The following is a 22,531-nucleotide window of genomic DNA, read 5'->3' on the forward strand; positions in this document are numbered from 1 at the left end:
CTTTAAATGAACACTTTCCGGCTTGGCAATAAGGTAGACTGAGCCATGCGCATTTTGGTTAGTAATGATGATGGTTTCCAGGCCCCGGGCATCCAGGTCTTGGCCCAGATCTTGCGCAGCATGGCGGAGGTCACCGTCGTGGCCCCGGATCGCAATCGCAGCGGTGCCAGCAACTCCCTCACTCTGGAACGTCCCCTCAGGCCGCGCACTATCGAAGAGAATCTGATTTCCGTGGACGGCACGCCGACCGATTGCGTGCACCTGGCCATTACCGGATTGTTGCAGCATGAGCCGGACATGGTGATTGCCGGCATCAACGCCGGGGCCAATCTGGGCGATGATGTGCTGTACTCCGGTACCGTGGCGGCGGCGACGGAAGGACGATTTCTCGGTCTGCCCGCCATCGCCGTATCGCTGGTGGGTGAGCAGCTGATCCATTACGATACCGCGGCGCGGGCCGCCATCACCTTGATCAAGCGCTTGCACAATAACCCGCTGCCGGTCGATACCATCCTCAATATCAATGTGCCCGACGTGCCGTGGGACAAGCTGGAAGGCTTCGAGGCCACGCGCCTGGGACGACGCCACAAATCGGAGCCGGTGATCCGCAGTCACGATCCGCGCGGCCGCGAAATCTTCTGGGTTGGTCCCGCCGGCGCCGAGCAGGACGCCGGCCCCGGCACGGATTTTCACGCCATCCGTTATAACCGCGTTTCGGTAACCCCTATCCAAATCGATTTGACCCGCTACACGGCTCTGGATCAGGTGGCGAGCTGGCTGCATGGAGTGAAGTAAAGTGGCTGTGGGTATTCATAACGGCATCGGCATGACGTCGCAGCGCACCCGTGAACGCCTGGTGAGCCGGTTGCGCGAGTCGGGCATCCGCAACAAGAAGGTGCTGGAGGTGATGCTGAAGACACCACGCCACGTCTTCGTCGACGAAGCCTTGGGCAGCCGCGCCTATGATGATACCGCCCTGCCTATCGGCTTTGGTCAGACCATTTCCCAGCCCTACATCGTCGCCCGTATGACTGAGATCCTGCTCGAGACCGGTCTCTGCGACAAGGTGCTTGAGATCGGCACCGGCTCCGGTTATCAGGCCGCGGTGCTGTCCCAGCTCGTGGGGCAAGTGTATAGCGTGGAACGTATCGGCGCATTGTTGACCCGGGCGCGCAAACGTATTCGCGCACTCAATCTCTACAACGTGCGCATGAAGACCTTCGACGGCCACCTGGGCTGGCGCGAAAACGCGCCTTACGACGCGATCATTCTCACCGCCGCGCCGGAGGAGATACCGCCGGAATTGCTGGCGCAATTGAAGCACGGCGGGCGCCTGATCGCGCCGGTGGGGGTTGCCGGGCAGCAGCAGCTCCATTTGATTATGCACACGCCCAGCGGTTACGAATGTTCGATTATTGAGGATGTGAGTTTCGTCCCCTTGTTGCCGGGGAATCGGTAAGCGTCCATGGGTTTCTTCTCCCGCCTCTATGACAAGGTGCTGATCTGGGCCGCGCATCGTCATGCCGCCTGGTACCTGGGCGGGCTGAGTTTCGCCGAGTCGTCGTTCTTTCCCATTCCGCCCGATGTGATGCTGGCCCCCATGGCCCTGGCGCGACCCGAGCGCGCCTGGCACTACGCCCTGATCACCACCGTCACCTCGGCGCTGGGCGGTGTGTTCGGCTATTTGATCGGCGTGTTCGCCTTTGAGCTGATCGAACCCTTGTTGCATGAGTTCGGGTATTGGGAGAACTTTCAGTCGGCGGTGGAATGGTTTAAGGAGTGGGGCTTCTGGGTGGTGTTTCTGGCCGGTTTCTCGCCCATTCCCTATAAGGTCTTCACCATCTCCGCCGGCACCGTCGGCATGGCGTTTTTGCCCTTCCTGGTGGCGTCGTTGATCGGACGCGGCGCGCGCTTCTTTTTAGTGGCCGGTTTAATTCGCTGGGGTGGGGTGCGCATGGACCGCATGTTGCGTAGCTATATCGACCGTCTCGGCTGGATTTTTGTTGTGGCGGCGATCGTGCTATATCTAGTGCTTAATGGCGTTTAAATGTAAGCGATTATTTCATTCCGTCCGCCTCGGCCTATGCGTGCTTCTCGGTGTTTTGCTTTCCGGCTGCGGCGCGCATGTATATCATCAGGTGCGGCCGGGCGACACCCTGTATTCCATCAGTTGGCATTACAAGCAGGATTACCGCGAACTGGCGGCCTGGAACGGCCTCGCGCCGCCGTACACCATTCGCCAAGGCCAGTGGCTGCGCGTCGCCCCGCCCGGCCCCGAGGCCGGACTGGCGCCGCCGGTCTATACCCAGCGGCCGGACCTGGCCGAGGGCAAAAATGCCTCTAAAACTATGGAAACTAGCCGTCGTCCTGATTCCACCGCGACACAAGCAGAGGAATCGCTAGCCTCTCTCTCTGCATCGTCGCCAAGTGATTGGATCTGGCCGGTAAAGGGGACGCTGTTACGCAAGTTTGCCGCCGGCACGCCCGGTAAGCAGGGTATCGATATCGGCGGCGAGGCCGGTGCCGTGGTGCGGGCCGCCGCCGGCGGCAAGGTGGTCTATAGCGGCAATGGTTTGCGCGGTTACGGCAATCTGATCATTATCAAACACAATGAAAAGTTTCTCAGCGCCTACGCCCATAATCAGAGTATTCTGGTTCGCGAAGGGGCTCTGGTAAAACAGGGTGACGCGGTTGCCCGCATGGGTAACAGCGAAACCCGTGAGCCAAAGTTGCATTTCCAGATCCGCATTAGCGGCCAGCCGGTCGACCCGTTACGCTACCTTCCCGAGTGATTTTCATGTTAGGCTTTTGTGGACAATGAAACACATACTGGGTTACCCAATTTCATCAAACAAAGACGTGAGCGGCGAATCTTTATCTCTTCGCCGGCGGGTCACGCAAAGCAGCGAGGGGGCTTTGTAGTGGTTGATAAGCGGGATGATGACAGCGCCGTTGACGAGAATGTTGAATTGAAAGGCGTTGATGAAGAGTTGAAAACGAGGTCGTCATGGCCCGAAGATGAGGACAGCGGCAGCAAGCCGGCTGCAACAGCTCCCCAGGAAAATGCAGAGTCATCCTGGCAATCGGTGGAAACCTCCCTGGACGCGACGCGCCTGTATCTCAATGAGATCGGATTTTCGCCTTTGCTGACGGCGGAGCAAGAGGTCTATTACTCGCGCCTGGCCCAAAAAGGGGACGAGGCGGCGCGTAAGAAAATGATCGAGAGCAACCTGCGCCTGGTAGTCAAGATTGCGCGTTACTACATGAAACGCGGTCTGGCCTTTCTCGATCTGATCGAAGAGGGCAACCTGGGTCTGATTCATGCGGTGGAGAAGTTCGATCCCGAACGCGGTTTTCGTTTTTCCACCTATGCCACCTGGTGGATTCGCCAGACCATCGAACGCGCACTGATGAATCAAACCCGCACCATTCGTCTGCCAGTGCACGTGGTCAAGCAAATCAACAGCTATCAAAAGGCGGCGCGCAGGCTGGCCCAGACCCTCGACCACGAGCCCAGCGCCGAAGAGGTGGCAGAGAACCTGGATCTGCCGCTCAAGGATGTGCAGAACATCCTCGGCCTGAGCGAACAACTGTCCACGGTGGAGTCGGCCAATCTCGACAAGGACAAAATGCTGCAAGAGACGGTGGCCGACGACAAGCAGCTCGATCCCTCATCCGTGCTGCAAATGGAAGAGGTGCAGGCCTGTCTGCATGACTGGCTGGCCCAGCTCAATGACAAGCAACGGCAAGTGGTGGAGCAGCGCTTCGGCCTCAACGGCGACGACGTGGCTACCCTGGAAGAAGTGGGCGAGCGTATCGGCGTGACCCGCGAACGGGTCCGCCAAATTCAGGTGGAGGCGCTGAAAAAGCTGCGCAAGATTCTGGAAAAAGAGGGTGTGTCCGGCGACCAACTATTGGGCTAGCCCGCGTCCTGCGCGGGCTTAGATCATCATCAAGGCCGCCGCGACGCGGCGTTCTTCATACGACAACACATTGTAGGTACGGCAGGCGGCCGCCGTATCCATGATCTCGAAACCGATACCCGCCTCGACCAGCGGTCGCAGCAGGGCCCGCTTCGGCCACTGCAGCCGGGCGCCGGTGCCGATGATGGCCACCTCCGGATTCAATTGCGCCAGCGCCGCCACATGCGCTTGGGTCAATTCTTCGACGCACTGCGGCGGCCAGTCGCGGATCAGCTGTTTCGCGGTAATGATGGCGCTGCTGGTGAGGCTCTCCTGCTGCAGGCCCTTGGCCGGGTTTCCCGCGGCATCGGTCTCTTCATTGAGTTCTGCCAGCAGGGGGACCAGCACCACGACTTCGCCCCTGTCATAGCCCTTGATGCTGTAGTGGTGGATGTCCAGATCCTGGTGGATTTGCATCGTCCCCGTCCCTTGATGATAAAAATGTCTATTTTTACTGACTGTAACGCTGGGTTCAAGGGTGAAAATCTAGCATAATTGACAGTTTTTGGGGCCGTCGGTATGTTACGCCCTTTGGTTCGGGTGCCCGCGAACCCGCTAGCTGGAAGTACGACTTTGATCGAAGAATTTCCGAGAATAAAACGACTGCCGCCGTATGTCTTTAATATCGTCAACGACCTCAAGGCCAAGGCCCGGGCCCGCGGCGAGGACATTATCGATTTCGGCATGGGCAACCCGGATCAGCCCACGCCCAAGCACATTGTCGACAAGCTGGTGGAGGCGGCGCAACGCGGCGATACCCACCGTTATTCCCTCTCGCGCGGCATTCCGCGGCTGAGGAAGGCGATCTGCACCTGGTACCGCAACCGCTACCAGGTTGAGTTGGACTATGACAGCGAGGCCATCGTCACCATCGGCTCCAAGGAAGGGCTGGCCCATCTGGCCCTGGCCACCGTGGGGCCGGGCGACGCCGTGCTGGTGCCCAATCCCTCGTATCCGATACATCCCTACGGCTTCGTCATCGCCGGGGCGGACATCCGCCACGTGCCCATCGTGCCGGGCGGTGACTTTTTCGACGAGCTGGAAAAGGCCATCCGCGACTCCTGGCCCAAGCCCAAGATGCTGGTGCTGAATTTCCCCAGCAATCCCACCACTCAGTGCGTCGAGCTGGAATTCTTCGAAAAGGTGGTGGCCATCGCCAAGGAGCACCAGATCTGGGTGGTCCATGATCTGGCCTATGCGGATATCGTCTTCGACGGCTACAAGGCGCCCTCCATCCTGCAGGTGCCGGGGGCCAAAGAGGTGGCGGTGGAATTCTTCACCCTGTCGAAAAGCTACAACATGCCCGGCTGGCGCGTCGGTTTCATGGTGGGCAATCCCGTCCTGGTGGCGGCGCTGGCGCGCATGAAATCCTATCTCGACTACGGCATGTTCACGCCGGTGCAGGTGGCCGCCATCCACGCCCTGGAGGCCTCGCAGGAATGCGTCACGGAGATCTGCGCCATGTACCAGAGTCGCCGCGACGTGCTCTGCAACGGCCTTAACTCCATCGGTTGGCAGGTGGAGCCGCCCAAGGGCACCATGTTCGTGTGGGCGCCGATCCCCGAGCAATATCGCCACATGGGCTCGCTGGAGTTTTCGAAAAAGCTGCTCAAAGAGGCTAAAGTTGCCGTATCGCCCGGGGTCGGGTTCGGCGAATACGGCGATGATTTTGTGCGCTTCGGTCTGATCGAAAACGAACATCGCACGCGCCAGGCGATTCGCGGTATTCGTGATATGCTGCGCCACGATGCGCAAGCATAAATCAAATAAAATATATTATAAATAACAGGTTAGGAGATATATCTTGAAACCAGTTAAAGTCGGTTTGTTGGGCTTAGGAACGGTCGGCGGCGGTACCGTCAGTGTTTTGCAACGCAATGCGGAGGAGATCCAGCGCCGTGCCGGGCGCGGCATCGAAATCGCCATCGCCGCCGCCCGGGACCTCGATAAAGAACGCCCCTTCGACAGCTCCAAAATCGAACTCACCACCGATCCTCAGGCCGTGGTCAGCCACCCCGAGGTGGAGGTGGTGATCGAGCTCATCGGCGGCACCGACACCGCCCGCGAATTGGTGATGCAGGCCATCGCCAACGACAAGCACGTGGTCACCGCCAATAAGGCGCTGATCGCCAAGCACGGCAACGAAATCTTCGCCGCCGCGCAAAAGCAGGGCGTGATGGTGGCCTTCGAGGCCGCCGTGGCCGGCGGCATCCCCATCATCAAGGCCATCCGCGAGGGCCTGGCGGGCAATCGCATCGAATGGCTGGCCGGCATTATCAACGGCACCGGCAACTTCATCCTCACCGAGATGCGCGACAAGGGCCGCGACTTCGCCGACGTACTGGCCGAGGCGCAGAAACTGGGATATGCCGAGGCCGATCCCACCTTCGATGTGGAAGGTATCGATGCCGCCCACAAGCTCACTATCCTGGCCTCTATCGCCTTCGGCATCCCCTTGCAATTCGACGCCTGTTATACCGAAGGCATCAGCCACATCACCCCCGAAGACGTGGAATACGCCGAGGAACTGGGCTATCGCATCAAGCACCTGGGCGTGTCGCGCCGCACCGATAGCGGCGTAGAATTGCGCGTGCATCCGACCCTGATCCCGTATCGTCGCCTGATCGCCAATGTGGACGGGGTCATGAACGCCGTGCTGGTCAAGGGTGATGCCGTCGGGCCCACACTGTATTACGGCGCCGGCGCCGGCGCCGACCCCACCGCCTCCGCCGTGGTGGCTGACGTGGTCGACGTGGTGCGGGTGCTGACCGCCGATCCGGAGAACCGGGTGCCGCATCTGGCCTTCCAGCCCGACCAGCTGTCGGATCTGCCGGTGTTGCCCATGGCCGATATCGAGACCGCCTACTACCTGCGCCTGGAGGCCAGCGACAAGCCCGGCGTGTTGGCCGACGTCACCCGTATCCTGGCCGACTTGGATATCAGCATCGAGGCCCTGCTGCAGAAAGAGCCGGCCGAAGAGGCCGCCAGCGTGCCGGTGATCATCCTCACCCATCGCATCCGCGAGGGGCGCATGAATGACGCCATCAGCCGCATCGAGGCGCTGGCGACCATCCAGGGCAAGGTGACGCGCATCCGACTTGAGGCCTTAGACGCCTAATCGAGCCCAACTAATAGGCCCCCCCCCTTTGAAAAGGGGGGCTAGGGGGGATTTAAGGCCGAGCCCCCACACCCGGCAATGGAATAAAATCCCCCCAACCCCCCTTTACAAAAGGGGGGAACAGGGCGAGGTGGCCAATAACTGGTGCTGCCCTGCGGTCTGGGGATCGTTTATAATTGCCCGCCCGATAAAGAGTTTTTGTAAAAGTTAAAGCAGTTTCTCAAGGAGCCGCAGCCATTAGGTTCCCCCCTTTGAAAAGGGGGGCTAGGGGGGATTTAAGGCCGAGCCCCCACACCCGGCGATGAAATGAAATCCCCCCCAACCCCCCTTTACAAAAAGGGGGAACAGGGCGGGGCGGCCAATAACTGGTGCTGCCCTGCGGTCTGGGAATCGTTTATAATCGCCCGTCCAACAACACATTTTTGCAAAAGTTAAAGTAGTTCCTCAAGGAGTCACAGCCATGCCTTTCCGTCCCCGCTATACCGGCCTGATCGAAAAATACCGCGACCGCCTGCCGGTGCACGACGACACCCGCATCATCAGCCTGGGCGAGGGCAACACGCCGCTGATCCGCCTTAACAACATCCCGCGTGAGCTGGGCAAGGACGTGGATATCTACGTCAAATACGAAGGCCTCAACCCCACCGGTTCCTTCAAGGACCGCGGCATGACCATGGCCGTGACCAAGGCGGTGGAAGAGGGCAGCAAGGCCATCATCTGCGCCTCCACCGGCAATACTTCGGCTGCTGCCGCGGCCTATGCCGCACGCGCCGGTATCACCGCCTTCGTGCTGATCCCGGAAGGCAAGATCGCCCTGGGCAAGCTCTCCCAGGCCATGATGCACGGCGCCGTGGTGATCCAGATCAGGGGCAACTTCGACGCCGGCATGCAGATCGTGAAGGACGTGGCTAAACAGGCGCCGGTCACCATCGTCAACTCCATCAATCCCTATCGCCTGCAGGGCCAGAAGACCGCCGCCTTCGAGATCGTCGAAGAGCTGGAGTGCGCGCCCGACTACCACTGCCTGCCGGTGGGCAACGCCGGTAACATCTCGGCCCACTGGATGGGGTACAAAGAGTACAAAGAGCACGGCATCGTCAACAAGCTGCCGCACATGGTGGGTTATCAGGCCACCGGTTCCGCGCCCTTCATGCGCGGCGCGATGGTTGACGACCCCGACACCGTCGCCACCGCCATCCGCATCGGTCATCCGCAGAGCTGGGATCTGGCCTGGAAACTGAAAGAGGAGTCCAACGGCTGGTTCGACGAGTGCAGCGATGCAGAGATCCTGGCGGCGCAGAAACTGCTGGCGCAGAAAGAGGGTGTCTTCTGCGAGCCCGCCTCCGCCGCCTCCCTGGCCGGCGCCATGCGCGATATCCAGAGCGGCAAGATCCCCGAAGGCAGCAAGATCGTCTGCACCCTTACCGGGCACGGTTTGAAGGATCCGGACGTGGCCATCGAGCAAAGCAAGGGCGGCATGGTCACCGTCGAGGCCAGCATGGATGCGGTCAAGCAGGCGATTCTGGACAATATGGCGGATTAAGGCTTGAGCGCATCCGGCTGAAAGGGGGTTGACAAACCGGCAACCGACCGTGAGAATCATTCGCTAATGAAGCAGACGATCTCATTAATGCTGTTAATCACCACCCTTTGGTCGGGGCTGGCCTTCGCTTGGGATAGCCACCCCGAGGCCGCCATGGGCCATGGGGCGGCGCTCGTGTTGGCCGACGACCCCGCCGACCATCCTGATAACGATCTCCATCACGCCGATCACTGTTGTCACGGCGCCTCACACCTGACGGGGATTTTCAACGACTTCGCGATGCACCTGGATGCCCCGCACGGGGCTTATCAACGGCCTCGCGCCATTGCACTACCCTCGCTGTATATTCCCCCTTTCCTGAAACCGCCCATCGTTTAAATCCTTCGTCACCCGATATGTGCCGCGTCCCCGTTGACGGCGGTGCCTAGATTCGTCACCTCTCCGAAGGATTGAACAATATGTCTCTGAAACGCGTGTTTTGCGCGGCCGTGTCCGTCTGTCTGGCACTGCCCGCGTGGGCGGTCACCGCGCCCGCTACGAAAACGACGCCGTTATCGATCGCCGCCGGCCCGGCAGCGCAGATCGATCCGGCGTTGCAGATCTTCATACAGCAGGTGTGGGCCGAAAGTCCGGCGCTGCAAAAGGCCCAGGCCGAACTCGAAGCGGCCCGCGCCCATGCCGCCGGTGCCGACAAACCGTTGCACAATCCGGTGCTGGAACTGGAGACCGAGCGCACGGAGATCAACACCACCACCGTCGGCGTGAGTCAGACCCTTGACTGGAGCGATAAGCGTGACGCCGCAAGCCGCATCGCCGCGCGCGAAGTGGAGGCGGCGCAGGCACAACGCGACCAGGCCCGGCAACGGGTTGCGATCGACGCATTGAATGCCCTGGCCGATTACTACAGCGCCGGCGAGATGCAGGCCCTGGCGCTGCGGCGCAGCCAGTTGATGAAGGGGTTTATCGACGTGATCGACAAACGCCAGGCGGCGGGCGACGTGACGGCGTTGGAAGCCAATTTGGCCCAGGTCGCCTACAGCGAGGCGTTGATGGCGCAGGCCAACAGCGAAAGCGCGTTGGCCGAAGCCGAAGCGGCATTGCAGGCCGCCAGCGGCCTGGCGCCGCCGCAATGGCCCGGCCTGCCGGACAGGCTGTCGCCGCCGCCCGAACAGGCCGACATCGCACAGCTTGATGCGCTGCCCGAACTGGTGGCGCTGAAAAAGCGTCTGCAGGCCGCCACGGCGCGCATCGACTTGGCGCGGCGCGAGGGGCGCATCGACCCTACTGTCGGTTTGCGCGCCGGGCGCGAAGACTCCGAAACCCTGCTGGGCGTGACGCTGGAGATCCCCCTGTTTGTGCGCAACAACTTTCAATCCGGGGTGCGTGCCGCCGGCCGCAATGCCGCCGCCGAAGAGCAGGCCTATCGTCAGGCGCATCGCCTCGCCGTCGGCCGACTCCGGGCCGCCCTGGGCCGCTACCACCACACCAGTCGCGCTTGGCGTGCCTGGGTCAGCACCGGCTTGCAGGCCCATCGCGAGCAGGCGGCGCTATTGGAACGCATGTGGCGCGCCGGCGAGTTGAGCGCCACCGATTTTCTGGTGCAGGCCAAGCAGAACATCGACACCCAGGTCAGCGCCACCCGGTTGAAGGGTGAAGTGTGGCAGGCCTTTTTCGAATGGCTGGACGCCACCGGCCAAGTGGAACAGTGGCTGGGGCTTACACCTGAGTCAGCCAGCCGGACAAACACTTTTGGAGCACAACAATGAAACCGATTTTTTTACTGATTATGTTGGCCTTTTGCGCACCTGCCGCATTTGCCCAGATGGACAATCACAATCACGATCACGAAGCCGAAGCGGCCTCGGGGCACGACGAAGCAGAGCATGAAGCCGAAGCGGCCTCGGAGCACGACGAAGCAGAGCATGAAGCCGAGGCGGCCTCGGGGCACGATGAAGCAGAGCACGAAGCGCATGGTGACCATGGTGAAGACCAGCACGATGCACACGGCGAGGAGGAGGCACAACACGCCCAACTCGACGCCGCACAGCGCACCACTGCCGCGATCACCACGGTAACGGCACAGCGACAAGCACTGCCGCAATTGATCACCGCCCCGGGCGAGGCGGTGGTCAACCGCTATCGCACCAGTGTGGTCACGCCGCGGGTCGATGCCCAGGTCGTCAAACGGCACGTGCAGCTCGGCGATCATGTCGATGCCGGCCAGGCGCTGGTCACCTTGAGCAGCGTGGCCATGGCCACAGCCCAGGGGGCTTTGTTGGAGGCGGATACCGAATTGCGCCGGGTGAAACAGCTGGGGCGCGACGTGGTGTCGGAAAAGCGTTTCGTCACCGCCCAGGTGGCCTACCAACAGGCGCGTGCCCAAGTCGGCGCCTACGGCATGAGCGATCGCCAGATCGACGCGTTGATTCGCCAGGGCGATGCCGCCCGGGCCGACGGCCGCTTTCAACTGCTGGCGCCGCAAGCCGGTACCGTTATCAACGACCCGTTCGTTATCGGCCAGATCGTGGCACCGGGCTATGAATTGTTGCGTATCACCGATGAATCACGCATCTGGGTGGAGGCGCGCTTACCGGTCAATGAAGCGGAGTGGATTATGAAAGACGTTGCCGCCATTGTCACCGTGGGCGACACCCAGCTCAACGGCAAAGTGGTGCAGCTACACCATCAACTGGACGACACCACCCGCACCCGCGCGGTACACATCGAGGTGGCCAATCCCGACCACCGTTTGCACCCCGGTCAGTTTGTGAACGTGGTCATTGAAGGCAAAGCGCAGCAGGCACAACAAGGCATCGTGGTGCCGAAGGCGGCCGTCATGCGCAGCAAAGACGGCGATTGGCAGGTGTTCGTCGAGACCGCACCCGGGCGTTTTGAAGCCAAAGAGGTGGCACTGCTGCGCACGGCGGGCGAGCGGGTCATGATCGACGGCATCGCGCCAGGCACCACCGTCGTCGCCCGAGGGGCCTTCTTCGTGCAATCCGAAATCGCCAAGGGCGGTTTTGAAATCCACAATCACTGAGGTGTGTGAACGATGCTGAATAGACTCATAGACCTCGGCGTGCAAAACCGCCTGCTGGTAGTGCTGGCCCTGCTCGCCACCCTGGTGGGCGCGGTGCTGGTACTGCCCAAACTCAATCTCGACGCCTTTCCCGATGTCACCAACGTTCAGGTGCAGATCAACACCGAGGCGCGCGGCCTGGCGGCGGAAGAGGTGGAGCAACTCATCACCTTTCCCATCGAGGCGGTGATGTATGCCCTGCCCGATGTGGAAGAGGTGCGCTCCATCTCCAAGACCGGCCTGTCGGTCATCACCGTGGTGTTCGAAGAGGGCACCGATATCTACTTCGCCCGTCAGTTGGTGTTCGAACGTTTGCAGGCCGCGCGCGAGGAGATCCCCGCCGGCATCGGCACCCCCGAAATGGGGCCCAACAGTTCGGGGCTGGGGCAGGTGTTCCAGTATGTACTGGAGGCCGAGAGCGGTTCGCAATATGATGCCACCGCCCTGCGCAGCCTCAATGACTGGGTGGTGAAACTGATGCTGATGCCGGTGGAAGGGGTGACCGAGGTACTCTCCTTCGGCGGTGAGGTACGTCAGTATCAGGTGCAGCTCCAACCGCAACAGCTATTGGCCCATGGCCTGGATGCCCACGATGTGGCCGACGCCATCGAGGCCAACAACCGCAACGCCGGCGGCTGGTATCTGGATCGCGGTGAGGAGCAGTTGGTGATCCGCGGCGTGGGTTGGGTGCGCAGCGGCGCGGCCGGCTTGCGCGACATCGGCAACGTACCGCTGAAAACGGTCGACGGCACGGCGGTGCGCGTCGCCGATGTGGCCACGGTTGAATTCGGCCCCGAGATCCGCCAGGGCGCGGTCACCATGACCCGCCGCGCCGCCGACGGCAATCCGGAACCCATGGGTGAAGTGGTCGCCGGCGTGGTGCTCAAACGCATGGGGGCCAACACCCAGGCCACCATCGAAGGTATCAAACAGCGCCTGCCCGCCATTCAACAGGCCCTGCCCGACGGCGTCAAACTGGACGCCTTCTACGATCAGTCCGACCTGGTGAACAAGGCAGTCAACACAGTCAGCAAGGCATTGCTGGAAGCGTTTGTGTTGATCGTGATTATTTTGATGCTGTTTCTGCTCAATCTGCGCGCCACTTTGTTGGTATTGATCTCGGTGCCCGTCTCCATCCTGCTGGCCTTGATGGTGATGGCGCAGTGGGGGGTGTCCGCCAACCTCATGTCGCTGGGTGGGCTGACCATCGCCATCGGCATGATGGTGGACGGCTCGGTGGTGATGATGGAGCACATCTTCCGCCACCTCACCACGCCGGATCGTGAGCATCACGCCCAGGCGCAGCAATTGGCCGCGGGTGAGGCACACCCGTATAACGCCGCCCAGGATCGCCACGGCATCGCCCTGCGCATCCGGCAGGCGGCGCGCGAAGTGGGGCGGCCGGTGTTCTTCGCGGTGATGATTATCATCATCGTCTTCGCACCGTTGTTCACCCTTGAAGGGGTGGAGGGCAAACTGTTTCAGCCCATGGCGATCTCGATCGTGCTGGCCATGCTCGCCTCGCTGCTGGTGGCCTTGATCGTGGTGCCGGCGCTGGCCACCTATCTGTTCAAAACCGGCGTGCGTGAGCGCCGCAATCTGCTGATGGAAAAGCTGGAGGCGCTTTACCGTCGTGCCCTGAACGGGGCGCTGAAGATGCGCGCCCTGGTGATCGGCACGGCGCTGGCGCTGTTCGTCGGTGCTTTGGCACTGGTGCCGTTTCTGGGCACGGAGTTCGTACCGGAGCTGGAAGAGGGTACGCTCAACATCCGTGTCACCCTGGCGCCGTCGGCCAGTCTCGATACTTCGCTCAAGGTGGCGCAGAAACTGGAGCAGCGTTTGATGACCATTCCCGAAGTCACCTACGCCTCCAGCCGTGTCGGTCGCGCCGAACTGGGCGGTGACCCGGAGCCGGTCTCCAATATCGAAATCTATGTCGGTCTGAAACCGACCGGGCAGTGGCGCAGCGCTGAAACGCGTGAAGGTTTGCAGGCGTTGATGGAGCAGAAGATGTCGGTCCACCCCGGTCTGCTGTTCACCTTCTCCCAACCCATCGCCACCCGTGTCGATGAACTGCTCTCGGGTGTCAAGGCGCAACTGGCCGTCAAACTGTTCGGCCCGGAGCTGGAGCAACTGGCCGACTACGGCAAACGCATCGAAGCGCTGGTGCGTGAGGTGGACGGCACCCGCGACGTGGAGATGGAACAAATCGCCGGAGAATCCCAACTGGTGGTACGTCCCGACCGCGACCGGTTGGCGCGTTACGGCATCCCGGTGGCCCAAGTGATGGAGGTGGTGGAGGATGCCATCGGCGGTCGTCAGGCCGGGCAAGTCATCAAGGGCAACGAACGTTACGACATCTATGTGCGTCTGGCCCAACAGCACCGTGACAGTGTGGAGGCGCTACGCGCCCTGATACTGCAGGCCGCCGACGGCGCCTGGGTACGACTGGGTGATGTGGCCAGTGTGGGCATTGAATCGGGCCCGCCGCAGATTCGCCGCGACGACGTGCAGCGCCGGGTGGTGATCCAGTCCAATGTCGAAGGGCGCGACATGGGCGGCCTGGTGGCCGAGTTGCGCCAACGCATCGATCGCGAAATCGAGCTGCCGCCGGGCTACAGCGTGGTCTTCGGCGGTCAGTTCGAAAACCAACAGCGCGCCCAGGCGCGCCTGATGATCGTGGTGCCGTTGTCGCTGGGGTTGATCTTCCTGCTGCTCTATTTTGCTTTCAACTCCGTCGGCCAGGCGCTGTTGATTATGCTCAACGTGCCGCTGGCGTTGATCGGCGGCATTGCTGCCTTGTTTGTTTCCGGACAATACCTCTCGGTACCCGGCTCCATCGGCTTTATCGCCCTGTTCGGCGTTGCCGTGCTCAACGGCGTGGTGATGGTCAATGCCATCAATCAACGGCTGGCGGGCGGCAGTGACCCACGCAATGCCGTGTTCGAAGGCGCTCTGTCACGGCTGCGGCCGGTGCTCATGACCGCCTCCATCGCGGCATTAGGGCTTATTCCCATGCTGTTGGCCAGCGGCGTGGGCTCGGAGGTGCAACGCCCCCTGGCCACGGTGGTGGTCGGCGGACTGTTGTCCTCGACACTGCTGACTTTGTTCGTGCTGCCCGTGCTCTATGCCGTTTTTTCGCGCGCTGTCACGTCATCTTCCAACGACAAATAATTGCAGGAGATTTATCATGAACACACGTTTGATCATGTTGGGCCTGCACGGTGGTGCTCCTCGGCATGCCGATCACCGGCATGGGCCAAGCACCCGTGCCAGTCACTGGTGTGACCATCGAAATCGAGGGCTCTCTGCTGGCGGTGCCGGAGGACATCCAGCTGCGGCGCACCGATCAGGTCATTGAGGTAACGGGCAAACTTAATCGTAGGCGGCACAACAACCAAGGCCTACGCGGCCACGTGGATGTGGAACTGGTGGTTGAAGCCGGTCGGATGATGAAGAGCGAAAGCGTGGCGATTCCACGTTCGCTCGTGTCCGCCAAGCATGATCATTTTCGGGAGTTCAGCGTCATGCTGCCGTTGCTGTAATCGCAGCATTACAGCGCGCGCGTGCGACACAGTATGGGCTCCTAAGACCACAAGTAGAGCCGTGAGGGTTAGCTATGGGGCATATACATCAGCATGACACCGAGGCCATGGGCGACCGTCGGCTGCTGGCGGCCATCGCCGCGAATATGCTGTTGACCCTGGCCCAGGTCGTCGGTGGTATCCTCTCCGGCAGTCTCGCCCTGATCGCCGATGCCCTGCACAACTTCAGCGATGCCGCGGCCCTGCTGATCGCCTGGGTGGCGCGCAGGATCGGCAGGCAACCCGCCGACCATTTGAAGACCTTCGGCTACAAGCGCGCCGAGCTGATCGCCGCTCTGATCAATCTGGTGGTGTTGGTGGTCATCGGCCTCTATCTGGTCTACCAGGCCCTGTGGCGCGTGTTCGAACCCCAGGTTATCCAGGGCTGGACAGTGGTGATCGTGGCCGGCATCGCCCTGGCCGTCGATGTCGTCACCGCCATGCTCACCTATCGCCTGTCGAAACAGAGCATGAACGTGCGCGCCGCCTTCCTCCATAACGTCTCCGACGCTCTGGCCTCGGTGGGGGTGATCGTCGCCGGCACCCTGATTCTGCTCTACGATTGGTACTGGACCGACACTGTGCTCACCCTGGTCATCGCCGGATACGTGCTCTATCAGGCCTTTACCCTGCTGCCCAAGACCATTCACATCCTGATGCAGGGCACGCCGGAAGGCATCTCCATCGATGAGGTGATCAAGGCCATGGAGCAGGTGGACAAGGTATTGAACGTCCACCATGTGCATCTATGGCAAGTGGACGAACACCGCAACAGTGTCGAGGCCCACGTGGTGATCGCCGATTTTGCCGATACCGAAACCGTCAAGGCCGCCCTGAAACAGGAACTGGAACAACGCTTCGCCATCGCCCACTCGACGCTGGAGTTCGAGGTCGAGCATTGTGGCTTTGGGCGTTGTTGAGGGGGCGCGGGTTATGCCCATAAGGCGCAAATGCTAAGTGCAGCGCACCCCAATACGTCCAGCCGGCGAGGCAACGCCATGCGCCTGGACAGGGTATATTCCCCGCCCAACAGCTTAGGCGTTTCCGCGCCGGCCAATGTTCGCTTGCGCTGCACTCACCCCAACTTATGGCGCACGTTTGAATAGCGGCAGGGCGTCCGTGTTGACGCTGCTGATGGGGACCTGATGAATCACCACATCGGCGCTGGGAACCGCCTCCTTGATCTTGCGCTCCACCTCGTCGGCAATGGCGTAGGCCTTCACCAGGGGCAGATTGTCGTCCAGCTCCAGATGCATCTGGATGATCAGTTCGCGCTTGTCCTGCGGCAGTTCATGATCGAGCAGGTCGGTCTTGTAGTGCAGGGCGTCGGCGCGCGACAAGCTGCGACATTATGTCGCATTGTCTGCCGCGCGCCCCGTCGATAATCTTCTTTTCTCACAGAAAAATAATAAGCGGGAGAATGAATGCGCAGATTATCCAAACCCACGGTGGCCTTGATCACCCTGGCGCTGGCCCATACCGGTCGCGCCGCCGAGCCTGTCACTCTGGACGAGGTCACCGTGACGGGCACCCGCGAGGCCCAGGCGATCGCCGAAACCCCCGCCTCGGTGGGTGTGATCATCACCAAGGACATCGATGAGCTGAAGGCCTCCCATCCAAGCGAGATCATGGGTACGGTGCCCGGCGTCCACGTCAATGTCACCGGCGGAGAGGGCCACATGACCGCCATCCGTCAGCCCATCACCACCGCACCGGTCTATCTGTTTCTGGAAGACGGCGTGCCGACCCGGTCCACCGGCTTTTTCAATCACAACGCCCTGTACGAGATCAACCTGCCCCAGGCCGGCGGCATCGAGGTGACCAAAGGGCCGGGCTCCGCCCTCTACGGCAGCGACGCCATCGGCGGTGTGATCAATGTGCTGACCCGCCCTGCGCCGCTGCAGCCGGAGGCGGAGGTGAGCGCGGAGGCGGGCGGGCATGGCTGGCGGCGGTTGCTGCTCAGCGGCGGCGACAGCGACAGCACGGGCACGGACGGCTATCGCGGCGACCTCAACCTGACCCATACCGACGGCTGGCGCGACACCACCGATTACGACCGCCAGAGCGCCACCCTGCGCTGGGACCGCTTCCTCGACAGCGGCGCCGCGCTCAAGACCGTCATCAGCGCCGCGAACATCGACCAGCAGACCGCCGGCACCTCACGCCTATCGAAACAGGATTACCTGCACAACCCCACGCTCAACTACACCCCGGTCTCGTTCCGCGAAGTCGAGGCCTTGCGTATCTCCACCGCCTACGAAGACGAGACCCAGGACAGCCTGCTCAGCCTCACCCCCTACGTGCGCTACAACCGCATGGAGATCCTGCCTAACTGGTCGCTGAGCTACGACCCGCAGCGCTACACCACCGAGAACACCTCGGTCGGCCTGCTGAGCAAGTACCGCCGCGATTTCGCGCCGCGGCGTAGCCGCATGATCGTCGGCCTGGATCTGGATTACAGCCCCGGCAGCTACCAGGAAAACGCCATTGACCCGACCCGGGTCGGCGCGATCTACGTCAGCTACACCGAGCTGGCGCGTACCTATGACTATGACATCAGCTTCACCAGCGTCTCGCCCTATGTGCACCTGGAGACCTCGCCGACAGAGAAACTGCGTCTCCAGGCCGGCCTGCGTTTCGACTACATGCACTACGACTACGACAACCACCTCGGGGTGCAGAGCAGCGGCGCGCACCGCCGTCCCGCCAGCACCGACGTCGACTTCGATCATATCAGTCCCAAGCTCGGACTGACCTATGCCCTTAGCGAGCGGCTCAATACCTTCGCCGCCTACCGCAACAGCTTTCGCGCGCCCAGCCAGAGCCAGCTGTTCCGCCAGGGCCAGGCCGAAAACACCGTCGGCCTGAAACCGGTGGATGCGCACAGCTACGAAATCGGCCTGCGCGGCCAGGCCGGGCCGGGCAGTTACGAGGTGTCGCTGTACTACATGCGCGTCGAGGACGACATCGTCAGTTTCCGCAACACCGTCGACGGCACCCGCGAGACCCAGAACGCCGGCGAAACCCTGCACCGCGGCATCGAGATCGGCCTCGAGACCCCGCTCACGGCCAGCGTGCAACTGGACATCGCCTACAGCTATGCCAAGCACAGCTACGAGGAGTGGCGCCCGGCCACCGGCACCAACTACGGCGGTAATGAGATCAACTCGGCGCCGCGCCAGATCGGCGACGTGCGCCTGAGTTGGCGTCCCGCCCTGCTCAAGGGCGGTCGCCTCGAACTCAACTGGGAACACCTGGGCGACTACTGGCTCGACGACGAAAACACCCATCGCTACGACGGTCACGACCTCTATCACCTGCGCGCCAACTACAAGGTGACCACGCAACTGGAGCTGTTCGGGCGGCTGGAAAACCTCACCGACGAGCGTTACGCCACCGGTGCTTCCTACAGCCAGTTCCGCGGCGAGGAGTTCGCCCCCGGTCTGCCGCGCACCTTTTATGCCGGTGTCAGCTACCACTGGAGATAAACCATGAAACGCCCCCGCGCGGTATTGTTCGCTGTGATCTTCCTGCTGGCCGGCCCCGCGCCCGGCCATGCCCAGCCCCACGCCCATGCCGGGCACACACCGGTCGCGGCGGACGCGCCGGTCAGCATCGCCAACGGCCGCGTCCCCAGCGCCGCCTTCGATGCGCGCGGCCGCCTGTGGCTGGCCTGGGTGCAGAATGATCATGTCTACGTCAACTACTCCGACGACCTGGGCCAACGCTTCAGCCCGCCGGTGGCGGTGAACCCGGAACCGGAACAGATCCACGACAACGGCGAGGCGCGGCCCAAAGTGGCGCTGGACCGGGACGGCCGGGTCTTCGTCGCCTACACCCGGAAACTGCCAAAACGCTTCACCGGCAATATCCGTTTCAGCCGTTCGCTTGATGGCGGGCGCAGTTTCAGCCGCCCGCTCACCGTCAACGACGACCGCGAGATGATCAGCCACCGCTTCGTCTCCATGGCCGTCGACGCCCGCGGAGGTGTCCATCTCGCCTGGCTGGATGCGCGCGACGCCGTCGCCGCCGCGGACAGCGGGCGGCCCTACGACGGCTCGGCGCTGTACTACAGCTATTCCGACGACCATGGCGCCGCCTTCCAGCCCAATCGCAAGCTCGCCGACACTACTTGTCAGTGCTGCCGCATCGCCCTGGCGCTGGATGGCACTCAGCGGCCGGTGTTTTTCTGGCGCCACATCTTCGCCAATGCCAGCGGCCCGGGCAGCCGCGACCATGCCCTGTTGCGTCTGGGGACGGACGCGGCACCGCAACGCATCAGTCACGAAAATTGGCGCGTGGAGAGCTGTCCCCACCACGGCCCGGCGCTGGCCATCGGCGCGGACGGCCGCCGCCACATGGCCTGGTTCAATATTGCGGCGGGCGCTCCGGGGCTCTACTACGCCTACAGCGACGACGGGGGCCGCACGCGCTCGCCTGTCCATCCCTTCGGCGGCGCCGACAGCCAGGCCCAGCATCCCCATCTGCTCGAACGCGACGGCCGCGTCTATCTGGTATGGAAGGCCTTCGACGGCCGCCGGACCACGGTGCAGCTGATGCGCTCCAGTGACGGCGGCGCCAGCTGGGGCGCACCCGAGGCGCTGGCCGCCACCTCCGGCGAATCGGACCATCCCTTCCTGTTGCAGCACGACGGCCAGGTCTATCTTTCGTGGCACAGTGCCGCCGACGGCTACCGCCTGGTGGCCATCCCATGAGGCGGCGGCTGGCCTTGGTGCTGTTGCTGCTGTTGCCGCCGGTGCTGCTGGCGGCCGAAGTGCGGCCCTTCGTCAGCGGTTCCATGGCCGCGATCACGGCCCGGCAGGCCGACGAACCACTGATCGTCAGCTTCTGGTCCATCGACTGTCCGCCCTGTTACAAGGAGCTGGACCTGTGGCGCGCGCTGAGTCGCCGCTATCCGGCCCTCGATCTGGTGCTGGTCTCCACCGACGCCCCGGCGGCGGGCGCCGAGGTGAACCGGGTGTTGCGGCAGCGCGGTGTAGCGCATCTGGAGTCGTGGCAGTTCGCCATCAGCGAGGTGCAGCGGCTGCGCTACGAGATCGACAGGCGCTGGTACGGCGAGCTGCCGCGCAGCTATTTCTTTTCCCCCGACGGTGACGTGTCCGCCGTCAGCGGCGTCATCGACGACGAGCAGGTGGACGCATGGTTGGCGCAGTACTATCCGGCCACCGACTAGCCGGCCTGCCTGCGCCATTGGCGGCGGGGGTTGCCGGCGAAGGCTGGGGATTCCCGGCCCGCACGCGGCGCCATTTTGCTTTCGCGCTGGCCGCCGCCATCCTGCTGCACCTGCTCTCCTTCGCCGCCCTGATCGACGCCGGTCCGGCGGTGGTCGGGCCGCTGTCGCAACCGGCTATCAGCCTCACCCTGGTGACAGCGCCGGCAACGGCGCCCGCCCCGCCGCCCCCGGCCGTCCCGTCCACGCCACCCGCTGCTCACCCCCCGCCGCCCAGGCCCGCCCCGACACAGCCGGCGCCAACGCCAACGCCGCCCGAACCGGCGGCCAGCGTCGCGCCCACCACTCCGGCACCGCCCGCGCCGGTTGCCGCCGTGCCGGCATCTCCGGCACCGTCGGAAGCGGACATTCCCGTCGCCGCCGAGCCCGCCGTGGCCGAGGCGCCTCCGGCGCAGCCGGTCGCGTCCGCCCAACGCCATACGCCGCCCTCCAGCGAGGTGGCCTATCACCGCAATCCCGATCCGCATTACCCCCGCGCCGCCCGGCGCCGCGGCATGGAAGGGGTGGTCGAGCTGGCGGTAACGGTGGATCGCGATGGCCTGCCATTGGAGATCCGCATCAGGCAGTCCTCCGGTTTCGAGGTGCTCGACCGCGAGGCGCAGCGGGCGGTGCGGCAGTGGCGTTTTGAACCGGCGCGGCGCGGCGGCATCGCTGTGACGGGTGAGGTGGTGGTGCCGATACGCTTCCGCTTGCAAGCGGGCTAGGCCGAAATTCTCACGCCTTTAACGAGCGACCTCCGTGACGGAGGGCGCGCGCGGGCGTTGGCGGATGCCAGCGGGATGCTGCAGCCGGCGGCGGGGGAGAAATCGGGGTCAGGGCAGGCGCTTGAACACCGGCAGCGTGTGCAGGTCGACGCTGCTGACCGGGTCCTGGTGGATCACCACGTCGGCGCCGGGGATGGCCTGTTTGATCTTTCTCTCCACCTCGTCGGCGATGGCGTGCGCCTCGATCAGGGGCAGATTGTCGTCCAGCTCCAGGTGCATCTGGATGAATTCGGTGCGGCCGGAGAGCCGGGTGCGCAGGTCATGCATGCCCTCCACCTTGGCGTGGTCTTTGGCGATCTGGATAATCAGCTGTCGTTTCTCGTCCGGCAGTTCGTGGTCGAGCAGGTCGTGGAAAGCGTCGTTGCCGATGCCCCAGGCGCTGTAGAGGACGTAGGCGGCAATGGCCAGGGCGAAGACCGGGTCGATGCCCAGCCAGCCCAGTTCCGACAACAGCAGCGCGGCGATGATGGCGCCGTTGGTGAGCAGGTCGGTCTTGTAGTGCAGCGCGTCGGCGCGGATGGCTGTGGAGTGGGTGCGCTTGATGACATAGTGCTGGAAGGTCATGAGGATGCCGGTGGCGATGATGGCGAAGACGATCACCCCCAGGCCGATACCCACAGCTTCTAAGGGTTTGGGATGCAGTAGCCGGTCCACCGCCTCGATGATCAGGAACACGCCGGAGCCGGCGATGAAGGTCGCCTGGGCCAGGCCGGCAATGGATTCGGCCTTGCCGTGGCCGTAGCGGTGTTCGCGGTCGGGCGGCGCCAGGGCGTAGTGCACCGCCAGCAGATTGATCAGCGAGGCCCCGGCATCCATGAGCGAATCCACCAGCGAGGCCAGTACGCTCACCGAGTTGGTGAGCAGGTAGGCGGCTAGCTTGGCGGCGATGAGAATGGCAGCGGTGACGACTGAGGCATAGGTCGCCAGTTTCAGCAGCCGCGAGCTTTCGGCCTGGGTAATGGGTTCGGACATGGGCGGGTTCTTTTGGTTTTTTACTGCCGGGCGAAAATCCGGACTCATTATAAATGAGTTGAGCGGGGTTCTCGAATTGCGTTTTTCGGCGGGTGTGAGGGGAGGGGGTTTGCGCGCGATGAGTAGATCAAAGGAGCCGCAATCAATGACTCTGACCCTGTTGATTCGGGCCCTGTTGATTCGCTGGTGAGCTGGGTATTCCGCTTCACGTCGCTGCTTACACCATCACGCCAAAGATTGGCCCGTAGCGGGCGATCT

At 62.7% G+C, this 22,531-nt stretch carries 22 protein-coding genes; 19 read left to right on the forward strand and 3 right to left on the reverse strand.

The window, feature by feature from the left end:
* The first annotated feature begins 45 nt into the window (after positions 1 to 45).
* The 5 genes from Tel_06340 (at position 46) to Tel_06360 (ending at position 3,923) form a co-directional block, all read left to right on the forward strand.
* A complete protein-coding gene (locus Tel_06340) occupies positions 46 to 795 on the forward strand; it encodes a stationary phase survival protein SurE (protein ID ALP52803.1) in 750 nt (249 codons plus the stop codon).
* A gap of 31 nt (positions 796 to 826) precedes the next feature.
* Positions 827 to 1,459, forward strand: coding sequence for a protein-L-isoaspartate O-methyltransferase (gene pcm, locus Tel_06345; GenBank protein ID ALP54756.1), 633 nt, complete (start codon positions 827 to 829; stop codon positions 1,457 to 1,459).
* A 6-nt stretch (positions 1,460 to 1,465) separates the two neighbouring features.
* Positions 1,466 to 2,047, forward strand: a complete 582-nt coding sequence (locus Tel_06350) for a hypothetical protein (protein ALP52804.1) — start codon at positions 1,466 to 1,468, stop codon at positions 2,045 to 2,047.
* Positions 2,048 to 2,102: 55 nt separating this feature from the next.
* A complete protein-coding gene (locus Tel_06355; GenBank protein ALP52805.1) occupies positions 2,103 to 2,792 on the forward strand; it encodes a hypothetical protein in 690 nt (229 codons plus the stop codon).
* A 129-nt stretch (positions 2,793 to 2,921) separates the two neighbouring features.
* Positions 2,922 to 3,923, forward strand: coding sequence for an RNA polymerase sigma factor RpoS (locus Tel_06360; protein ALP52806.1), 1,002 nt, complete (start codon positions 2,922 to 2,924; stop codon positions 3,921 to 3,923).
* Positions 3,924 to 3,941: 18 nt separating this feature from the next.
* On the opposite strand, the gene Tel_06365 is transcribed toward Tel_06360, so the two are convergent.
* Entirely contained in the window at positions 3,942 to 4,379 is a 438-nt protein-coding gene (locus Tel_06365; protein ALP52807.1) for a hypothetical protein, read from the reverse strand.
* A 156-nt stretch (positions 4,380 to 4,535) separates the two neighbouring features.
* Between Tel_06365 and Tel_06370 the strand changes: the two genes are divergently transcribed.
* The 9 genes from Tel_06370 to Tel_06410 all read left to right on the forward strand — a co-directional run bounded on the left by Tel_06370 (position 4,536) and on the right by Tel_06410 (position 16,206).
* Positions 4,536 to 5,723, forward strand: a complete 1,188-nt coding sequence (locus Tel_06370; protein ID ALP52808.1) for a glutamate-pyruvate aminotransferase — start codon at positions 4,536 to 4,538, stop codon at positions 5,721 to 5,723.
* 43 nt (positions 5,724 to 5,766) lie between these two features.
* Positions 5,767 to 7,080, forward strand: a complete 1,314-nt coding sequence (locus Tel_06375) for a homoserine dehydrogenase (protein ALP52809.1) — start codon at positions 5,767 to 5,769, stop codon at positions 7,078 to 7,080.
* A 460-nt stretch (positions 7,081 to 7,540) separates the two neighbouring features.
* Positions 7,541 to 8,623 (forward strand): threonine synthase, encoded by a 1,083-nt coding sequence (locus tag Tel_06380; protein ALP52810.1) that lies wholly within the window; start codon positions 7,541 to 7,543, stop codon positions 8,621 to 8,623.
* Positions 8,624 to 8,689: 66 nt separating this feature from the next.
* Entirely contained in the window at positions 8,690 to 9,001 is a 312-nt protein-coding gene (locus tag Tel_06385) for a hypothetical protein (GenBank protein ALP52811.1), read from the forward strand.
* Positions 9,002 to 9,081: 80 nt separating this feature from the next.
* Positions 9,082 to 10,389, forward strand: coding sequence for a hypothetical protein (locus Tel_06390; protein ALP52812.1), 1,308 nt, complete (start codon positions 9,082 to 9,084; stop codon positions 10,387 to 10,389).
* 326 nt (positions 10,390 to 10,715) lie between these two features.
* Entirely contained in the window at positions 10,716 to 11,663 is a 948-nt protein-coding gene (locus Tel_06395; protein ALP54757.1) for an RND transporter, read from the forward strand.
* Positions 11,664 to 11,675: 12 nt separating this feature from the next.
* Positions 11,676 to 14,876, forward strand: coding sequence for a cytochrome C peroxidase (locus tag Tel_06400; GenBank protein ALP52813.1), 3,201 nt, complete (start codon positions 11,676 to 11,678; stop codon positions 14,874 to 14,876).
* Between the two features lie 50 nt (positions 14,877 to 14,926).
* Positions 14,927 to 15,247, forward strand: a complete 321-nt coding sequence (locus tag Tel_06405; protein ID ALP52814.1) for a hypothetical protein — start codon at positions 14,927 to 14,929, stop codon at positions 15,245 to 15,247.
* A 74-nt stretch (positions 15,248 to 15,321) separates the two neighbouring features.
* Positions 15,322 to 16,206 (forward strand): cation transporter, encoded by an 885-nt coding sequence (locus Tel_06410; protein ALP52815.1) that lies wholly within the window; start codon positions 15,322 to 15,324, stop codon positions 16,204 to 16,206.
* Positions 16,207 to 16,371: 165 nt separating this feature from the next.
* Here Tel_06410 and Tel_06415 read toward each other — a convergent pair whose 3' ends face one another.
* A complete protein-coding gene (locus Tel_06415; protein ALP52816.1) occupies positions 16,372 to 16,626 on the reverse strand; it encodes a hypothetical protein in 255 nt (84 codons plus the stop codon).
* Positions 16,627 to 16,710: 84 nt separating this feature from the next.
* Here Tel_06415 and Tel_06420 point away from each other — a divergent pair, with 84 nt between their 5' ends.
* The 4 genes from Tel_06420 to Tel_06435 are packed head-to-tail and all read left to right on the forward strand — an operon-like array spanning position 16,711 to position 21,241.
* Positions 16,711 to 18,774, forward strand: a complete 2,064-nt coding sequence (locus Tel_06420; protein ID ALP52817.1) for a TonB-dependent receptor — start codon at positions 16,711 to 16,713, stop codon at positions 18,772 to 18,774.
* Positions 18,775 to 18,777: 3 nt separating this feature from the next.
* Positions 18,778 to 20,001, forward strand: coding sequence for a hypothetical protein (locus Tel_06425; GenBank protein ALP52818.1), 1,224 nt, complete (start codon positions 18,778 to 18,780; stop codon positions 19,999 to 20,001).
* On the forward strand, positions 19,998 to 20,480 hold the full coding sequence (locus tag Tel_06430; protein ALP52819.1) for a hypothetical protein: 483 nt from the start codon (positions 19,998 to 20,000) through the stop codon (positions 20,478 to 20,480). Before Tel_06425 ends, Tel_06430 begins: the two co-directional genes overlap by 4 nt.
* Before the next feature lie 17 nt (positions 20,481 to 20,497).
* Positions 20,498 to 21,241: a hypothetical protein gene (locus tag Tel_06435; GenBank protein ID ALP52820.1), complete on the forward strand. Its 744-nt coding sequence runs from the start codon at positions 20,498 to 20,500 to the stop codon at positions 21,239 to 21,241.
* A 108-nt stretch (positions 21,242 to 21,349) separates the two neighbouring features.
* On the opposite strand, the gene fieF is transcribed toward Tel_06435, so the two are convergent.
* Entirely contained in the window at positions 21,350 to 22,234 is an 885-nt protein-coding gene (gene fieF / locus Tel_06440; protein ALP54758.1) for a ferrous iron transporter, read from the reverse strand.
* A gap of 25 nt (positions 22,235 to 22,259) precedes the next feature.
* Between fieF and Tel_06445 the strand changes: the two genes are divergently transcribed.
* Complete coding sequence (locus Tel_06445; GenBank protein ALP52821.1) at positions 22,260 to 22,463, forward strand: hypothetical protein; 204 nt, start codon at positions 22,260 to 22,262, stop codon at positions 22,461 to 22,463.
* The last annotated feature ends 68 nt before the right edge of the window (positions 22,464 to 22,531 follow it).

Source organism: Candidatus Tenderia electrophaga (assembly GCA_001447805.1).
Lineage (GTDB): Bacteria > Pseudomonadota > Gammaproteobacteria > Tenderiales > Tenderiaceae > Tenderia > Tenderia electrophaga.

What these genes read in the sequence shown, in the direction of transcription:
- Tel_06380 (ALP52810.1), top strand. Translation starts at nt 7,541, where the DNA reads ATGCCTTTCCGTCCCCGCTATACCGGCCTGATCGAAAAATACCGCGAC.
- Tel_06390 (ALP52812.1), top strand. Translation starts at nt 9,082, where the DNA reads ATGTCTCTGAAACGCGTGTTTTGCGCGGCCGTGTCCGTCTGTCTGGCA.
- Tel_06425 (ALP52818.1), top strand. Translation starts at nt 18,778, where the DNA reads ATGAAACGCCCCCGCGCGGTATTGTTCGCTGTGATCTTCCTGCTGGCC.
- Tel_06410 (ALP52815.1), top strand. Translation starts at nt 15,322, where the DNA reads ATGGGGCATATACATCAGCATGACACCGAGGCCATGGGCGACCGTCGG.
- Tel_06400 (ALP52813.1), top strand. Translation starts at nt 11,676, where the DNA reads ATGCTGAATAGACTCATAGACCTCGGCGTGCAAAACCGCCTGCTGGTA.
- Tel_06340 (ALP52803.1), top strand. Translation starts at nt 46, where the DNA reads ATGCGCATTTTGGTTAGTAATGATGATGGTTTCCAGGCCCCGGGCATC.
- pcm (ALP54756.1), top strand. Translation starts at nt 827, where the DNA reads ATGACGTCGCAGCGCACCCGTGAACGCCTGGTGAGCCGGTTGCGCGAG.
- Tel_06365 (ALP52807.1), bottom strand. Translation starts at nt 4,379, where the DNA reads ATGCAAATCCACCAGGATCTGGACATCCACCACTACAGCATCAAGGGC.
- Tel_06420 (ALP52817.1), top strand. Translation starts at nt 16,711, where the DNA reads ATGCGCAGATTATCCAAACCCACGGTGGCCTTGATCACCCTGGCGCTG.
- Tel_06445 (ALP52821.1), top strand. Translation starts at nt 22,260, where the DNA reads ATGGGTTCGGACATGGGCGGGTTCTTTTGGTTTTTTACTGCCGGGCGA.
- Tel_06350 (ALP52804.1), top strand. Translation starts at nt 1,466, where the DNA reads ATGGGTTTCTTCTCCCGCCTCTATGACAAGGTGCTGATCTGGGCCGCG.
- Tel_06430 (ALP52819.1), top strand. Translation starts at nt 19,998, where the DNA reads ATGAGGCGGCGGCTGGCCTTGGTGCTGTTGCTGCTGTTGCCGCCGGTG.
- Tel_06385 (ALP52811.1), top strand. Translation starts at nt 8,690, where the DNA reads ATGAAGCAGACGATCTCATTAATGCTGTTAATCACCACCCTTTGGTCG.